Here is a 16,466-nt window from a genome sequence, read left to right as displayed (position 1 = left end):
CACCGAGGCGGAGTGATCCGGGAACGGAGTTCTGCGTGGACATCGTCGTCAAGGGCCGCAAGACCGAGGTGCCCGAGCGGTTCCGGAAGCACGTGGCCGAGAAGCTGAAGCTGGAGAAGATCCAGAAGCTCGACGGCAAGGTGATCAGCCTCGACGTCGAGGTGTCCAAGGAGCCCAACCCCCGACAGGCCGACCGCAGTGACCGGGTGGAGATCACGCTCCACTCCCGCGGTCCGGTGATCCGGGCGGAGGCGGCGGCGAGCGACCCGTACGCGGCGCTCGACCTGGCAGCGGAGAAGCTGGACGCCCGGCTGCGTAAGCAGCACGACAAGCGTTACTCACGGCGTGGCGCGCGCAGGATCTCGGCAGCGGAGGTCCCCGCCCACGTCCCCGACGCGGCGACACTCAACGGGACGGGGGCACAGTCCCCCGAGGAGAATTCGGGAGCCGTCCCCACCAAGAAGATCGGCTCCCTGGAAGTACAGGGCGAAGGGCCCCTCATTGTCCGCGAGAAGACCCACGTGGCCGCCCCCATGACCCTGGACCAGGCGCTCTACGAGATGGAGCTGGTCGGGCACGACTTCTATCTGTTCGTCGACTCCGAGACCAAGGAACCCAGTGTCGTCTACCGACGGCACGCCTACGACTACGGCGTGATCCACCTCAGCACGGACACCATGGTCACGCAGCCGCACGCTCCCGCGGCGGGCGGGACGCTCGGCGGCTGACCGAACCGAGTCGCAGCTGGACCGGTGCCCCTGGTGCGCGCACGTGCGCCCCCAGGGGCACCGGTGCGCGACCACTTCGCACCCCGAGCTGTCACCCCGGTGCCGTCCGGGCATGGAATCATGGCGGCAACGGCCCAAACGGTGGGCCGTTGCCTTGGGTTGGCGATGGCTCAGGACCACAGGCCACAGCCTTCAGGGGGAGGAACGATGGCGGACAGCTTCGGACCGATGCATGGAGAGGACTCCGACGACGGCGACACCGGCATGGGGCCGGACGCGGGCTCCAGGTACGGGGAGCCGGCGAAGGAGCCGGACCAGGAGCCGATCAGAGTCCTCGTGGTGGACGACCACGCGCTGTTCCGCCGCGGCCTGGAGATCGTGCTCGCGGCCGAGGAGGACATCCAGGTCGTCGGCGAGGCGGGGGACGGCGCGGAAGCGGTGGAGAAGGCCGCCGACCTGCTGCCGGACATCATCCTGATGGATGTGCGGATGCCCAAGAGGGGCGGTATCGAGGCGTGCACCTCCATCAAGGAGGTGGCCCCCAGCGCGAAGATCATCATGCTGACGATCAGCGACGAGGAAGCCGATCTCTACGACGCCATCAAGGCGGGTGCGACCGGTTACCTCCTCAAGGAGATTTCCACGGACGAGGTGGCCACCGCCATCCGAGCGGTGGCCGACGGACAGTCGCAGATCAGCCCGTCCATGGCGTCGAAGTTGCTCACCGAGTTCAAGTCGATGATCCAGCGCACTGACGAGCGCCGACTGGTGCCCGCACCCCGGCTGACGGACCGTGAACTCGAAGTACTCAAGCTCGTCGCCACGGGGATGAACAACCGGGACATCGCCAAGGAGCTGTTCATCTCCGAGAACACCGTGAAGAATCATGTGCGCAACATCCTGGAGAAGCTGCAGCTGCACTCCAGGATGGAGGCGGTGGTCTACGCGATGCGGGAGAAGATCCTCGAGATCCGCTGAGTGGTGTCAGGCGAAGGCGCGGGACAGCTCCCCGATGAGCGGCTCGCGCAACTCCGGCGCGTCGACCCGCTCCACGCGGACGTTCGTGCAGTCCACCCAGCCCGCCGCCTCGACCAGGGCCTGCGCGACGGCGGGGACCGCCCTGGGGCCGTCCAGCGTGATCTGCTTCGCCACCAGGGTGTGGCCCTCGCGGGCCGGGTCGACGCGGCCGACGAGCCGGCCCCCGGCGAGCACGGGCATCGCGAAGTAGCCGTGCACCCGCTTCGGCTTCGGCACGTAGGCCTCCAGGCGGTGGGTGAAGCCGAAGATCCGCTCGGTGCGCGCCCGCTCCCAGACCAGGGAGTCGAACGGGGACAGCAGCGTTGTACGGTGGCGTCCGCGTGGGGGCGTGGCGAGGGCCTCCGGATCGGCCCAGGCCGGCTTGGACCAGCCTTCGACCGCGACCGGCACCAGGCCCGAATCGGCGATCACCGCGTCGACCTGCTCGCCCTTGAGCCGGTGGTAGTCGGCGAGGTCCGCGCGGGTGCCGACGCCGAGTGACGTGCCGGCCAGGCGCACCAGGCGGCGCAGGCACTCGGCGTCGTCCAGCTCGTCGTGCAGCAGGGCATCCGGGATCGCGCGCTCGGCGAGGTCGTAGATCCGCTTCCAGCCGCGGCGCTCGACGCACACCACCTCTCCGTACATCAGGGCCCGCTCGACGGCGACCTTGGCGCCGGACCAGTCCCACCACTCACTGGTGCGCTTCGCGCCGCCCAGGTCGGTTGCCGTGAGCGGGCCCTGGGCGCGGAGCTGCTTGACGACCTGGTCGTAGGCGCCGTCGGGCAGCTCGTGGTTCCAGTGCGGGCGGGCGCGGTAGGCGCGGCGGCGGAAGGCGAAGTGCGGCCACTCCTCGATCGGCAGCAGGCAGGCCGCGTGCGACCAGTACTCGAACGCGCGCGGCGGCTCGGCCCCGGTCTTCCAGTACACGTCCTCGACCGTCGCCCGGTCGACGGCGCCGAGGCGGGCGTAGGGGATCAGCTCGTGGGAGCGGGCGAGGACGGAGATGGTGTCGAGCTGCACCGCGCCCAGGTGACGCAGGACCCCCCGGACGCCGGAGCGGCGGTCCGGGGCGCCCAGGAAGCCCTGGGCCCGCAGGGCGATGCGGCGGGCCTCGGTCGCCGAGAGGTCCGTGGACGGACGAGGGAGGGTCGTCATAGGTCCGCACGATAGAGGGCGGCACTGACAACGGCCGGGGCGGCGGTCCGGGTGCTGTCCGGCGGCTCACGGCCGGAGACGGCCGGCGGTGCTTGCCCGAACGGGGGCTCCGGAACGATCCGCCGGGCAGCGCGTCGGGCTCTGGAGGGGCTCAGGGCTCTGGGCGGGCAGCGCGTCGGGCTCTGGAGGGGCTCAGGGCTCTGGGCGGGCAGCGCGTCGGGCTCTGGACGGTGGGCACCGAGCCCTGGACGGGCACACCGGTCCGGGGACGGTCCGAGCCGCGCCTCGCCGCCCCTGATTCGGGCCGGGGGCCGTCCGGGAGGCCGGACCGGGGCGCTCCGAGGGCTGGACCGGACCCGGAGACCGGTCCGGGTCCGGAGGGCGTCACTCCTTGGCGGGCAGGTAGGGAGCCGTCGACGGGAGGCCCAGGTCGGAGGGGAGCAGGGAGCCGATCCAGCAGTCGCGCAGCACCCCCTTGTTGTTGAGCGAGGAGCGTAGGGTGCCCTCGATGAGGAAGCCCGCCCGTTCCGCCACCGCGCGGGAGGCCCGGTTGCCGACCTCGGCGCGCCATTCCACACGGTCGATCGACATCTTCGTGAAGGCCCAGCGGGAGGTGGCGACGGCGGCTTCGGTGATGTAGCCGTTGCCGCGGTGCTCCCTGGTGCCCCAGTAACCGATCTCGCCCACCCCCAGGGATCGCATGGTGATGCCGAGCATGCCGGTGAGCTCCCCGGAGGGGAGGAAGACGCCGAAGGTGAACATCGAACCGCTCGCCCAGCCGTCCGGACACATCTGCTCCGTGAAGCCCCGCGCGTGCTCGGGAAGGTACGGGGAGGGAACCGTGGTCCAGCGCTGGATGTCGGAGTCCTGGCAGGCGGCGTACACGGCGTCGGTGTCCTGGGAGCCGACTGTGCGCAGCAGAAGACGGTCGGTGGTGAGGGTGACGGGGTCCATCGGCCGATTCTGCTCACGGAGGAGAGAGTGACGCCAGCTCTTTGCCGTGCGTGAGGAAAGGGTCACTCTTCGCGTCATTCGACCGGTGGGGCGGCACCATCCGGAGGGCCCGGGCGTTGTCCCTTTGAAAGCAGCCGTGAAACAGATATGACGCTGTGCGCGGCCACGGTCACGGCAGGCCTCCCGGCGTGGTGGGGTCCTCGCATACGATGGCCGTTGCTCAGCAATGAAATGGAAACCGACCGTCCCAGGCCCGACCGGCAAGGAGACCACCCCCCGTGTCCGTCCTCTCCAAGATCATGCGTGCAGGCGAAGGCAAGATCCTGCGCAAGCTGCACCGCATCGCGGGCCAGGTCAACTCCATCGAAGAGGACTTCGGCGACCTCTCCGACGCCGAGCTGCGGGCCCTCACCGATGAGTACAAGCAGCGGTATGCCGACGGTGAGAGCCTGGACGACCTGCTCCCCGAGGCCTTCGCCACCGTCCGTGAGGCCGCCAAGCGCGTCCTGGGCCAGCGCCACTACGACGTGCAGATCATGGGCGGCGCCGCCCTGCACATGGGCTACGTGGCCGAGATGAAGACCGGTGAGGGCAAGACCCTCGTCGGCACCCTGCCGGCCTATCTGAACGCCCTGTCGGACAAGGGCGTCCACATCATCACCGTCAACGACTACCTGGCCGAGCGCGACTCCGAGCTGATGGGCCGCGTCCACAAGTTCCTCGGCCTGGACGTCGGCTGCATCCTGGCCAACATGACGCCGACCCAGCGCCGCGAGCAGTACGCCTGCGACATCACCTACGGCACGAACAACGAGTTCGGCTTCGACTACCTGCGCGACAACATGGCGTGGTCCAAGGACGAGCTGGTCCAGCGCGGCCACAACTTCGCCATCGTCGACGAGGTCGACTCGATCCTCATCGACGAGGCCCGTACGCCGCTGATCATCTCCGGCCCGGCCGATCAGGCCACCAAGTGGTACGGCGACTTCGCCAAGCTGGTCAAGCGCCTCAAGCGCGGCGAGCCCGGCAACCCCCTCAAGGGCATCGAGGAGACCGGCGACTACGAGGTCGACGAGAAGAAGCGCACGGTCGCCATCCACGAGACCGGAGTCGCCAAGGTCGAGGACTGGCTGGGCATCGACAACCTCTACGAGTCGGTCAACACCCCGCTGGTGGGCTACCTGAACAACGCCATCAAGGCGAAGGAGCTCTTCAAGCGCGACAAGGACTACGTGATCATCGACGACGAGGTCATGATCGTCGACGAGCACACCGGCCGTATCCTCGCGGGCCGCCGCTACAACGAGGGCATGCACCAGGCGATCGAGGCGAAGGAGGCGGTGCCGATCAAGGACGAGAACCAGACGCTCGCCACCATCACCCTCCAGAACTTCTTCCGCCTCTACAAGCGCAGCGACCACGTGGGCAAGGAACAGCCCGGCCTGTCCGGCATGACCGGTACGGCGATGACCGAGGCCGCCGAGTTCCACCAGATCTACAAGCTCGGCGTGGTGCCCATCCCGACCAACCGGGACATGGTCCGCAAGGACCAGGCAGACCTGATCTACCGCACCGAGGTCGCCAAGTTCGAGGCCGTCGTCGACGACATCGAGGAGAAGAACGGCAAGGGCCAGCCGATCCTGGTCGGCACCACCTCGGTGGAGAAGTCCGAGTACCTCTCGCAGCAGCTCAGCAAGCGCGGCATCCAGCACGAGGTGTTGAACGCCAAGCACCACGACCGTGAGGCGACGATCGTCGCCCAGGCCGGCCGCAGAGGCGCCGTCACCGTGGCGACCAACATGGCCGGTCGTGGTACGGACATCAAGCTCGGAGGCAACCCCGAGGACCTCGCCGAGGCGGAGCTGCGCCAGCGCGGCCTCGACCCCGAGGAGCACATCGAGGAGTGGGCGCACGCCCTGCCGGAGGCGCTCGCGCGGGCCGAGGACGCGGTCAAGGCCGAGAAGGACGAGGTCGAGCGGCTCGGCGGGCTCTACGTGCTCGGCACCGAGCGGCACGAGTCGCGGCGGATCGACAACCAGCTGCGCGGCCGTTCCGGCCGTCAGGGCGACCCCGGCGAGTCCCGCTTCTACCTGTCGCTCGGCGACGACCTGATGCGCCTGTTCAAGGCCCAGATGGTCGAGCGCGTGATGTCCATGGCGAACGTCCCGGACGACGTGCCGATCGAGAACAAGATGGTCACGCGCGCGATCGCGTCGGCCCAGTCGCAGGTCGAGACGCAGAACTTCGAGACCCGTAAGAACGTCCTGAAGTACGACGAGGTCCTCAACCGCCAGCGCGAGGTCATCTACGGCGAGCGGCGCCGCGTCCTGGAGGGCGAGGACCTCCAGGAGCAGATCCACCACTTCATGGGCGACACCATCGACGCCTACGTCCAGGCGGAGACGTCCGAGGGCTTCCCCGAGGACTGGGACCTGGACCGGCTGTGGGGCGCCTTCAAGCAGCTCTACCCCACCAGGATCACCGTCGAGGAGCTGGAGGAGGAGGCCGGCGACCGGGCGGGGCTGACGGCCGAGTACATCGGCGACACCGTCAAGGCCGACATCCGCGAGCAGTACGAGCAGCGCGAGGCACAGCTCGGCTCGGAGATCATGCGTGAGCTGGAGCGCCGCGTCGTGCTGTCGGTCCTGGACCGCAAGTGGCGCGAGCACCTCTACGAGATGGACTACCTCCAGGAGGGCATCGGCCTGCGCGCGATGGCGCAGAAGGACCCCCTGGTCGAGTACCAGCGCGAGGGCTTCGACATGTTCACCGCGATGATGGACGGCATCAAGGAGGAGTCCGTCGGCTACCTGTTCAACCTGGAGGTCCAGGTCGAGCAGCAGGTCGAGGAGGTCCTGGTCGAGGACGCCGGGCCGGAGCCGGCGGTGCAGGACGCGGTGCCCGCGCAGGCGGGCGCCCGGCCGGAGATCCGCGCCAAGGGGCTCGACGCCCCGCAGCGGCGGAACCTGCACTTCTCCGCGCCGACGGTGGACGGCGAGGGCGGCACCGTCGAGGGGGAGTTCGCCGAGGACGAGCCGGTGCGCTCCGAGGCCGACGGCCTCACGCGCGCCGAGCGCCGCAAGCAGGCACGGGGCGGACGCCGCCGCAAGAAGTGACCGCGGCTCCGCCGGGAGCGGTGAGCTGCCGGTGGAGACGGGCCGAGGGCCGGGCACCCCAGGGGTGTCCGGCCCTCGGGCGTCGTACGGGGCCTGAGGGGGCGTACGGGCCCGGTGGCGGGGTTCGGGGCTCAGCGGTCGTGCGGGTGGGGCGGGCGGGGGCCGCCCAGTTCCACGGCGGTGCAGCGCCAGCGCAGGTCGTGGCCCTGTTCCAGGCGGAAGGCCATGGCCCGCAGCCTGTCGCCCGCGCCGATCCGGGCGAACACCTCGAGGGCGCCCTCGCGGGGGACGTAGTAGCCGATGTCGCGCACGACCGGGCGGGTACCGCGGGTGCGCAGCGGACCGCGCTCGGCGAGGTCCGCCAGCTCGTCGTAGGCGCGGCCCGCGGTGTGCCGGAGCATGGAGTGGACGGGCCGCTGACCGCTCAGGACGGCGAGGAGCAGCTCGGCGAAGTGGTCGGTGGGGCGGGGCTGTGGAACGGGCCGGCGGGGGGTCTGGGCGGGCACCCGGGGGACGGCCGGAGCAGGTGCGGGATCGATGAGCGGCGCGGGATCGGTGAGGGACGCGGGATCGGGGAGGCGTGCGGGGACGGCGAGGGGTGCGGGGACGGCGGTGGGTGCGGGGACGGCGGTGGGGCGGAGCGGTCGGGGTGCGGCGGGACGCGGGGTTCGGGCGGGGATGGCCCTCGCTGCGCGTACGGAGGCTTCCTGCGCGGGGTCGGCGGGCAGCGGCAGGGGACGGGGCCTAGGGCGTCCGGGCGCCGCCGGGGCTGTCGCGGTGAAGGACGGCGGGCGGTTGTCGGTGGGGCGGGTGGAGGCGGCGCCGGTCGGGGGAGAGGGACGGTCCTCGTCGTGCGGCGGGGCGGGGGCGGTGCCTCCCGCGGGGATGCGGGGAGGGGTGGTGCCGGTCGGGCGGCGCGTGTCGCGGCGGCCGGGAGGGCGCGTACCGGTGCGGTGCTGAGCCCTGGTCATGACCTTGTTCATGGGACCCCGTTCGACGGGCCGGGTGTCGCCGCCGGCCGGGGGACCGGGGTGATACCAGGCGGTAACTTCGTGGTTGGGGATCTTGTACGGGGCGGCGGAGGCCGACGGCAAGGCACCGTGAGCCGTGTCGCGGCGGCGGAAGGATTCACTTATCCGAGTGAATGACAGCTGGTCGACCCTGTCCGGGAGCGGGCGGACCGGGTGAATTCCGGGCGTGGGGTGGACGCCGCCGAGGGGGTGGGCAGGGACTCGATGGGGGACGCCCGCACGTACCCTGAAGGCCCACCCGGCCGGATACGGCCGCCCCCCAGAGGTGCCCCGCGATCCCCGGCGTACCTCCGACCACGAAAGCTGCCGACATGCGCGTCAAAGCTGCCGACAAGCGCGTCTACGTCCCCCTGACCCTCTCCGGTCTCGCCGAGGCGTACCGGACGGGAGAACTGGGCGCGGGGCTGTTCCCCGCCTACGGTGTGACGCCCGCGCTGCGTGAGTGGTACCTCCCCGAGGACGTCGAGGAGGCGGAGCACGCGGAGGAGCTGGAGTACGCGGCGCTGGGCCGTGCCGCGCTGGCCTCGCTGCGGCTGCTGGCGGCGGACGCCGGTGCCCCGCGGCGCCGGGTCGTGGTCGCCGTGGACGTACCCGACCGGGCTGTCTCGGCCGACCCGGCCGGCCTCGGTGAGCTACGGGTCGACGGGCCCGTACGGCTGGACCGGGCGGCGGCGGTGCACGTGGACGCGGCGGACGCGGAGCCGGACGTGACGTCGGCCGCGCAGGCGCTGCCCGCGGCGGACAGCGGGGACAACGGCGCACAGTCCGTCGTGGACAGGGCGGAGGACCACGAACTGCTGTGGTACGCCACGCAGGAGATCCCGAACCTGTTGGAGCCGACGGTCTAGGGTCCGCCGCTCGGGCCGGGCCGGGCCGGGCCGGGCCGGGCCGGGGAGAGGTGCGATGCCGGGGCCCGCGAGCCCGGCATGATCCGAACGGCGGGCCCTGGGCAAAGCATCGAGGGGCGATTCGGGGCCGGTGCGGTCGGGCGCCCCGCGGTGATGGAGCACGCTGGTGGCTCGGAGGGCCGTCCGGGGCACCGGGGGAGCAGGCGGGGAGAAGCCGGCGCCGGGGACGGTGTGGCCGAGGCCCCTGTCCGGAGCTGTCGGGGAGGGGCGTACGGCCCTTTGGCCCCGGTGTGGGCCGCCGGAGGCGGAGCCCGGTCCCGGCGTCGCGTTCCCGGCCGCCGGATAGGGCGCCGACCTGGTGTTCTCCCGGTTGTCAGTGGCGGCGGGTACTTTTTTCCCATGGGGATGCACAGGGACGCGCACATCGTCTGGGACTGGAACGGCACGCTGTTCCACGACGTCGACGCGGTCATCGGGGCGACGAACGCGGCCTTCGCCGAGCTCGGCCTGGAGCCGCTCACGCTGGAGCGGTACCGGGAGCTGTACTGCGTGCCGGTGCCGAAGTTCTACGAGCGGCTGATGGGGCGGCTGCCCACGGAGGCCGAGTGGGAGCTGATGGACGCGACCTTCCACCGGTACTACACCGAGCACCGGGTGCGGTGCGCGCTCGCCGAGGGGGCGGCGGAGCTGCTGGCCGGATGGTCGTCGGCGGGGCGCAGCCAGTCGATCCTCAGCATGTACGGGCACGAGGACCTCGTGCCCCTGGTCCGGGGCTTCGGCATCGAGTCCCACTTCCTACGCGTCGACGGGCGGACCGGTCCGTCCGGTGGCGGCAAGGCGGAGCACATGGTGCGGCACCTCGGCGCGCTGCCCGGCGTGGACCCGGCCCGCACGGTGGTGATCGGGGACGCCGCCGACGACGCGCTGGCCGCGCGGCACGTGGGGGCGAGAGCCGTGCTCTACACCGGCGGCTCGCACAGCAGAGCGAGCCTCGACGTGGTGGGGGTGCCGGTGGTGGACACGCTGGCGGAGGCCGTTGAGGAAGCGGAACGCCTGGCGGTCTGATCCGGGCACCGGGCGCCACGGTGAAGGGCGGACGGCGGGCGGGAAACGGACGGCAGACGACCGGGTGTCGCCGGGCGCGCATTGTGCAGAACGTCAAAGTTCCACCCCATGTTTTGTACACATACGGCTCATGACGGGCCCCCCGTGAAGGGCGATAGCCTGGGTGGCGTGATCAGCGCGATAGTTCGCGGGGGCCTCGTCGTCCCCGCTGTGCGCCCGGAGAGCACGGACGACATCCGTGGCCGGGCGGCGCTCGCTGGTCCTCGCGGGCGGGACGGGACCCGGAGGGTCCCCCAGGCGCGCCGCATCCCCCGGGTACGGACGTCGCGGAGAGCAGCGTCACACCCGTCGGGCGCGTCGACATCGGCAGAGAAGCCCCCGCTCGTCTCATCCTGCGGCATAGCGAGCGTCGGCACGGAGCGGACACCCCGCGTCGTACCACCGCACCGCGGGCGCAGAGACCGCACTTCCTTCTACGTCACGCAACGGCGCGCGACAGGAGCCAGAGGACAATGCAGACCAAGCTGGACGAAGCAAAGGCCGAGCTGCTCGAAAAGGCTGCCCGGGTGGCTGAGAACAGCCCGGCCGGGGGGAAACTGCCGACCGGGACGACGGACAAGGGCATGCCCGACCGGGACACCGTGCTCGCGTTCCTCCAGCGCTACTACCTGCACACCGCCCCGGAGGACCTTGTCGGCCGCGACCCGGTCGACGTCTTCGGAGCCGCCGTCTCGCACTTCCGGCTGGCCGAGAACCGTCCCCAGGGCACGGCCAACGTCCGGGTCCACACCCCGACCGTCGAGGAGAACGGCTGGACGTCCAGCCACTCCGTCGTCGAGGTGGTCACCGACGACATGCCCTTCCTCGTGGACTCCGTCACCAATGAGCTGACCCGCCAGGGCCGCGGCATCCACGTCGTCATCCACCCACAGGTGGTGGTGCGCCGCGACGTCACCGGCAAGCTGATCGAGGTGTCCGCCGAACCCGCCGGGGGCGAGCTCCCGCACGACACCCACGTAGAGTCCTGGATCCACGTCGAGACCGACCGCGAGACCGACCGCGGCGACCTCAAGCAGATCACCGTCGACCTGCTGCGCGTCCTGTCCGACGTCCGCGAGGCCGTCGAGGACTGGGGCAAGATGCGGCAGGCGGCGACCCTGCTGGCCGAGGGCCTGCCCGACGAACCCGTCCCCGGGGACGTGCCGGGCCCGCAGGTCGAGGAGGCCCGGGAGCTGCTGCGCTGGCTCGCCGACGACCACTTCACCTTCCTCGGCTACCGCGAGTACCAGCTGCGCGACGACGACTCGCTGGCCGCCGTCCCCGGCACCGGCCTCGGCATCCTGCGCTCCGACCCGCACCACGCCACCGACGAAGAGCACCCGGTCAGCCCGTCCTTCGAGCGGCTGCCCGCCGACGCCCGTGCCAAGGCACGCGAGCACAAGCTGCTCGTCCTGACCAAGGCCAACAGCCGGGCCACCGTGCACCGGCCGTCGTACCTGGACTACATCGGCGTCAAGAAGTTCGACGCGGACGGCAATGTCGTCGGCGAGCGCCGCTTCCTCGGCCTGTTCTCCTCCGCCGCCTACACCGAGTCCGTCCGCCGGGTCCCGGTGATCCGCCGCAAGGTCGAGGAGGTCCTCGAGCGCGCCGGCTTCTCGCCGCACAGCCACGACGGGCGCGACCTGCTGCAGATCCTCGAGACGTATCCGCGCGACGAGCTCTTCCAGACTCCGGCCGACGAGCTCCAGGCCATCGCCACCTCGGTGCTCTACCTCCAGGAACGCCGCCGCCTGCGGCTCTACCTGCGCCAGGACGAGTACGGGCGCTACTACTCCGCCCTCGTCTACCTCCCGCGCGACCGCTACACCACCGGTGTGCGGCTGAGGATCATCGACATCCTCAAGGAGGAACTCGACGGCATCAGCGTCGACTTCACCGCCTGGAACACCGAGTCGATCCTCTCCCGGCTGCACTTCGTGGTCCGCGTCCCGCAGGGCACCGAACTGCCGCAGCTGTCCGACCACGACCGGGAGCGCATCGAGGCCCGGCTGGTGGAAGCCGCCCGCTCCTGGGCCGACGGCTTCGGCGAGGCCCTCATCGCCGAACTGGGCGAGGAGCGCGCCGCCGAACTGCTGCGCCGCTACGCGGGCGCCTTCACCGAGGGGTACAAGGCGGACCACACCCCGCGCAGCGCCGTCGCCGACCTGGTCCGGCTCGAACAGCTCGACGACGAGAAGAACTTCGAGCTCAGCCTGTACGAGCCGGTGGGCGCGGCCCCCGAGGAGCGCCGCTTCAAGATCTACCGCAAGGGCGAGGCCGTCTCCCTCTCCGCCGTGCTGCCCGTGCTCCAGAGGCTCGGCGTCGAGGTCGTCGACGAGCGACCCTACGAGCTGCGCCGCGCCGACCACAGCGTGGCCTGGGTCTACGACTTCGGACTGCGGCTGCCCAAGACCCCCGCCATCGCCGACCACTTCGGCGACGACGCCCGTGAGCGGTTCCAGGAGGCCTTCGCGGCGACCTGGACCGGCCAGGCGGAGAACGACAGCTTCAACACCCTCGTGCTGAGCGCCGGTCTGGACTGGCGGCAGGCGATGGTGCTGCGCGCGTACGCCAAGTACCTGCGTCAGGCGGGCTCCACCTTCAGCCAGGACTACATGGAGGACACCCTCCGCAACAACGTCCACACCACCCGGCTGCTCGTCTCCCTGTTCGAGGCGCGGATGTCGCCGGAGCGGCAGAGCGCCGGCTACGAACTGGTGGACGCCCTGCTGGAGGAGGTCGACGCCGCTCTCGACGAAGTCGCCTCGCTCGACGAGGACCGCATCCTGCGCTCCTTCCTCACGGTGATCAAGGCGACGCTGCGTACCAACTTCTTCCAGGAGGCGAACGGCGGCCGCCCGCACGACTACGTCTCCATGAAGTTCGACCCGCAGGCCATGCCCGACCTGCCGGCGCCCCGTCCGGCGTTCGAGATCTGGGTGTACTCGCCGCGGGTCGAGGGCGTGCACCTGCGGTTCGGCAAGGTCGCGCGCGGCGGCCTGCGCTGGTCGGACCGCCGGGAGGACTTCCGCACCGAGATCCTCGGCCTGGTCAAGGCGCAGATGGTGAAGAACACCGTCATCGTGCCGGTCGGTGCCAAGGGCGGCTTCGTCGCCAAGCAGCTGCCGGACCCGTCCGTGGACCGCGACGCCTGGATGGCCGAGGGTGTCGCCGCGTACAAGACGTTCATCTCGGCGCTGCTCGACATCACCGACAACATGGTGGCCGGCGAGGTCGTGCCCCCGGCCGACGTCGTCCGGCACGACGGGGACGACACCTATCTCGTCGTCGCGGCCGACAAGGGCACCGCCAGGTTCTCGGACACGGCCAACGAACTCGCCCAGGCCTACGACTTCTGGCTCGGTGACGCCTTCGCCTCCGGCGGCAGCGCCGGATACGACCACAAGGGCATGGGCATCACCGCCCGCGGCGCCTGGGAGTCCGTCAAGCGGCACTTCCGGGAGCTGGGCGTGGACACCCAGAGCCAGGACTTCACGGTCGTCGGCATCGGCGACATGTCCGGCGACGTGTTCGGCAACGGCATGCTGCTGAGCGAGCACATCCGGCTGGTCGCCGCCTTCGACCACCGGCACATCTTCATCGACCCCACCCCGGACGCGGCCGTCGGCCACGCCGAGCGCCGCCGCCTGTTCGACCTGCCGCGCAGCTCTTGGGCGGACTACAACACCGACCTGCTGTCGGCCGGCGGCGGCGTGTTCCCGCGCAGCGCCAAGTCCATCCCGGTCAACGCCCAGATCCGCCAGGCCCTCGGCCTCGAGTCCGGCGTCACCAAGATGACCCCGGCGGACCTGATGAAGGCGATCCTCAAGGCGCCGGTGGACCTGCTGTGGAACGGCGGCATCGGCACGTACGTCAAGGCGTCGAGCGAGTCCAACGCCGACGTCGGCGACAAGGCCAACGACCCCATCCGCGTCGACGGCAAGGACCTGCGGGCCGACGTCGTAGGCGAGGGCGGCAACCTGGGTATGACCCAGCTCGGCCGGATCGAGGTCGCGCTGCACGGCAGCCGGATCAACACCGACGCCATCGACAACAGCGCCGGCGTGGACACCTCCGACCACGAAGTGAACATCAAGATCCTGCTCAACACCCTGGTCGCGGACGGCGACATGACGGTCAAGCAGCGCAACAAGCTGCTCGCCTCGATGACCGACGAGGTCGGCCGACTGGTGCTGCGCACCAACTACGCGCAGAACACCGCCATCGCCAACGCCCTGGCCCAGTCCAAGGACATGCTCCACGCCCAGCAGCGCTTCATGAAGCACCTGGTGCGTGAGGGTCACCTCGACCGGGCCCTGGAGTTCCTGCCCACCGACCGTCAGATCCGCGAGCGGCTCGCGACCGGGCAGGGTCTGACCGGCCCGGAGACGGCCGTCCTGATGGCGTACACGAAGATCACGGTCGCCGACGAGCTGCTGCGGACCTCACTGCCCGAAGACCCGTATCTCAAGGTGCTGCTGCACTCGTACTTCCCGGCCCCGCTGCGCGAGCAGTTCCTCGACCGGATCGACGCGCACCCGCTGCGCCGCGAGATCACCACGACCGTCCTGGTCAACGACACGGTCAACACGGGCGGTACGACGTATCTGCACCGGATGCGGGAGGAGACCGGAGCGTCGCTGGAGGAGATCGTCCGGGCCCAGACCGCGGCCCGCGCGATCTTCCGAGCCGCCACGGTGTGGGACGGGGTCGAGGACCTCGACACCTTGGTCGCGGCGGATGTCCAGACCCGGATCAGGCTGCACTCGCGCCGACTGGTGGAGCGCGGCACGCGCTGGCTGCTGAACAACCGGCCGCAGCCGCTGGAGCTCGAGGAGACGGTGACGTTCTTCGCCGAGCGCGTCGAGCAGGTCTGGTCGCAGCTGCCGAAGCTGCTGCGCGGCGCGGACCTGACGTGGTTCCAGAAGATCCACGACGAGCTGACGGGCGTCGGCGTCCCGGAGGAACTCGCCACCCGCGTGGCCGGGTTCTCCTCCGCGTTCGCGGCGATCGACATCGTCTCGGTGGCCGACCGCATGGACAAGGAGCCGCTGGACGTCGCCGAGGTGTACTACGACCTCGCCGACCGGCTGCGCATCACCCGGCTGATGGACAGGATCAGCGAGCTGCCCCGCGCCGACCGCTGGCAGTCCATGGCCCGTGCGGCGATCCGCGAGGACCTGTACGCGGCGCACGCGGCGCTCACGGCCGACGTGCTGGCGGCGGGCAACGGCACGTCGACACCGAAGCAGCGGTTCAAGGTGTGGGAGGCGAAGAACGAGGCCATCATCGGCCGGGCCCGCACCACCCTGGACGAGATCCAGAGCTCGGACACCTTCGACCTGGCGAACCTGTCGGTGGCGATGCGGACCATGCGGACGCTGCTGCGCTCGCACGCGTAAGGCAGCACGCGCCCGTCCCGCCCACGGCCCACAACCCGCAGGGGCGCCCCGGACACAACGGTCCGGGGCGCCCCTGCGGCGTTGCGGTGCCGGTCTCAGGCGGGCTTCGGAGCGGGCTCGGGCTCGAGTCCGGTCGCGGGCTCGGTTCGGGTCTTCACCTCGGGCTGCTCGGGCTCGGGGTTCGGTTTCGGGGCGGCCTTCGGCTCGGCCTTCGGCTTCGGCTTGGGATTCGGCTTGCGGGCCTTGTCCGGGCCGCCGGTGAACGCCTCGTACTCCTTGAGCACCTCGTCCGTCGGGCCGTCCATGCGCAGTTCGCCCCGCTCCAGCCACAGGACGCGGTCGCAGGTGTCGCGGATCGACTTGTTGCTGTGGCTGACCAGGAACACCGTCCCGGCATGCTTGCGCAGTTCGCGGATGCGGTTCTCGGAGCGCTTCTGGAAGGAGCGGTCGCCGGTGGCCAGCGCCTCGTCGATCATCAGGACGTCGTGGTCCTTCGCGGCGGCGATGGAGAAGCGCAGCCGGGCGGCCATGCCGGAGGAGTAGGTGCGCATCGGCAGGGTGATGAAGTCGCCCTTCTCGTTGATGCCGGAGAAGTCGACGATCTCCTGGTAGCGCTCCCGGACCTGCTCGCGGGACATGCCCATCGCGAGCCCGCCCAGCATGACGTTGCGCTCGCCGGTGAGGTCGTTCATCAGGGCAGCGTTGACGCCGAGGAGGGAGGGCTGGCCGTCGGTGTAGATCCGGCCGTTCTCCACCGGGAGCAGCCCGGCGACGGCCTTGAGCAGGGTCGACTTGCCCGAGCCGTTGGTGCCGATGAGGCCGATGGCCTCGCCCCGGTAGGCGACGAAGGACACGTTCCGCACCGCGTGCACCGTGCGTACGCCGGACGCCTTCTCGGTCTTGCGGCGGCGCACGATGCGGTTGAGGGCCGCGGTGGCGGAGCCGCGTCCGGCGCCGGTGCCGTTGACCCGGTAGACGATGTCGACGCCGTCGGCGACGACGGTGGGGATCTTCTCGTCGGTGTTGTCAGCCACGGCCGTAGGTCTCCTCAGCCTTCCAGAAGTAGATGAAGCCGATCACGCCGGCCAGCAGCGCCCAGCCCACCGCGAAC

Annotated in this window: 10 protein-coding genes; 6 read left to right on the top strand and 4 right to left on the bottom strand. The window is 70.7% G+C overall.

From position 1 onward, the window contains the following. The first annotated feature begins 35 nt into the window (after positions 1 to 35). Together hpf and ACFPZI_RS09790 are read left to right on the top strand one after the other, a co-directional pair. Complete coding sequence (hpf, locus tag ACFPZI_RS09795) at positions 36 to 728, top strand: ribosome hibernation-promoting factor, HPF/YfiA family (RefSeq protein ID WP_381360963.1); 693 nt, start codon at positions 36 to 38, stop codon at positions 726 to 728. 207 nt (positions 729 to 935) lie between these two features. Next, positions 936 to 1,706, top strand: a complete 771-nt coding sequence (locus ACFPZI_RS09790) for a response regulator (protein WP_381360960.1) — start codon at positions 936 to 938, stop codon at positions 1,704 to 1,706. Between the two features lie 6 nt (positions 1,707 to 1,712). Here ACFPZI_RS09790 and ACFPZI_RS09785 read toward each other — a convergent pair whose 3' ends face one another. After that, positions 1,713 to 2,900: a winged helix-turn-helix domain-containing protein gene (locus ACFPZI_RS09785; RefSeq protein ID WP_381360958.1), complete on the bottom strand. Its 1,188-nt coding sequence runs from the start codon at positions 2,898 to 2,900 to the stop codon at positions 1,713 to 1,715. A 384-nt stretch (positions 2,901 to 3,284) separates the two neighbouring features. Further along, positions 3,285 to 3,854, bottom strand: a complete 570-nt coding sequence (locus tag ACFPZI_RS09780; protein ID WP_381360955.1) for a GNAT family N-acetyltransferase — start codon at positions 3,852 to 3,854, stop codon at positions 3,285 to 3,287. Between the two features lie 278 nt (positions 3,855 to 4,132). Here ACFPZI_RS09780 and secA point away from each other — a divergent pair, with 278 nt between their 5' ends. Next, complete coding sequence (gene secA, locus ACFPZI_RS09775; protein WP_381360953.1) at positions 4,133 to 6,970, top strand: preprotein translocase subunit SecA; 2,838 nt, start codon at positions 4,133 to 4,135, stop codon at positions 6,968 to 6,970. Between the two features lie 131 nt (positions 6,971 to 7,101). Here the strand turns inward: secA and ACFPZI_RS09770 are convergent, their stop codons facing one another. Then, positions 7,102 to 7,476 (bottom strand): Rv3235 family protein, encoded by a 375-nt coding sequence (locus ACFPZI_RS09770; protein WP_381360950.1) that lies wholly within the window; start codon positions 7,474 to 7,476, stop codon positions 7,102 to 7,104. Between the two features lie 836 nt (positions 7,477 to 8,312). On the opposite strand from ACFPZI_RS09770, the gene ACFPZI_RS09765 reads away from it, so the two are divergent. The 3 genes from ACFPZI_RS09765 to ACFPZI_RS09755 all read left to right on the top strand — a co-directional run bounded on the left by ACFPZI_RS09765 (position 8,313) and on the right by ACFPZI_RS09755 (position 15,355). Next, entirely contained in the window at positions 8,313 to 8,849 is a 537-nt protein-coding gene (locus ACFPZI_RS09765) for a DUF6912 family protein (protein ID WP_381360947.1), read from the top strand. Positions 8,850 to 9,248: 399 nt separating this feature from the next. Then, complete coding sequence (locus ACFPZI_RS09760) at positions 9,249 to 9,914, top strand: HAD family hydrolase (RefSeq protein WP_381360944.1); 666 nt, start codon at positions 9,249 to 9,251, stop codon at positions 9,912 to 9,914. A gap of 512 nt (positions 9,915 to 10,426) precedes the next feature. Continuing rightward, entirely contained in the window at positions 10,427 to 15,355 is a 4,929-nt protein-coding gene (locus ACFPZI_RS09755) for an NAD-glutamate dehydrogenase (RefSeq protein WP_381360941.1), read from the top strand. Between the two features lie 95 nt (positions 15,356 to 15,450). Here ACFPZI_RS09755 and ACFPZI_RS09750 read toward each other — a convergent pair whose 3' ends face one another. Then, positions 15,451 to 16,389: an ABC transporter ATP-binding protein gene (locus ACFPZI_RS09750; protein WP_381360938.1), complete on the bottom strand. Its 939-nt coding sequence runs from the start codon at positions 16,387 to 16,389 to the stop codon at positions 15,451 to 15,453. Positions 16,390 to 16,466 lie beyond the last annotated feature (77 nt).

This window comes from Streptomyces chlorus (assembly GCF_042655885.1).
Taxonomy (GTDB): Bacteria; Actinomycetota; Actinomycetes; order Streptomycetales; family Streptomycetaceae; genus Streptomyces; species Streptomyces chlorus.
The sequence above is the reverse complement of the archived record's forward strand: the minus strand, read 5'-3'. Positions and strand labels throughout refer to the sequence as shown.

Coding starts and splice junctions, on each gene's coding strand:
- ACFPZI_RS09790 (WP_381360960.1), top strand. CDS start 936: ATGGCGGACAGCTTCGGACCGATGCATGGAGAGGACTCCGACGACGGC.
- ACFPZI_RS09785 (WP_381360958.1), bottom strand. CDS start 2,900: ATGACGACCCTCCCTCGTCCGTCCACGGACCTCTCGGCGACCGAGGCC.
- ACFPZI_RS09780 (WP_381360955.1), bottom strand. CDS start 3,854: ATGGACCCCGTCACCCTCACCACCGACCGTCTTCTGCTGCGCACAGTC.
- ACFPZI_RS09765 (WP_381360947.1), top strand. CDS start 8,313: ATGCGCGTCAAAGCTGCCGACAAGCGCGTCTACGTCCCCCTGACCCTC.
- ACFPZI_RS09760 (WP_381360944.1), top strand. CDS start 9,249: ATGGGGATGCACAGGGACGCGCACATCGTCTGGGACTGGAACGGCACG.
- ACFPZI_RS09755 (WP_381360941.1), top strand. CDS start 10,427: ATGCAGACCAAGCTGGACGAAGCAAAGGCCGAGCTGCTCGAAAAGGCT.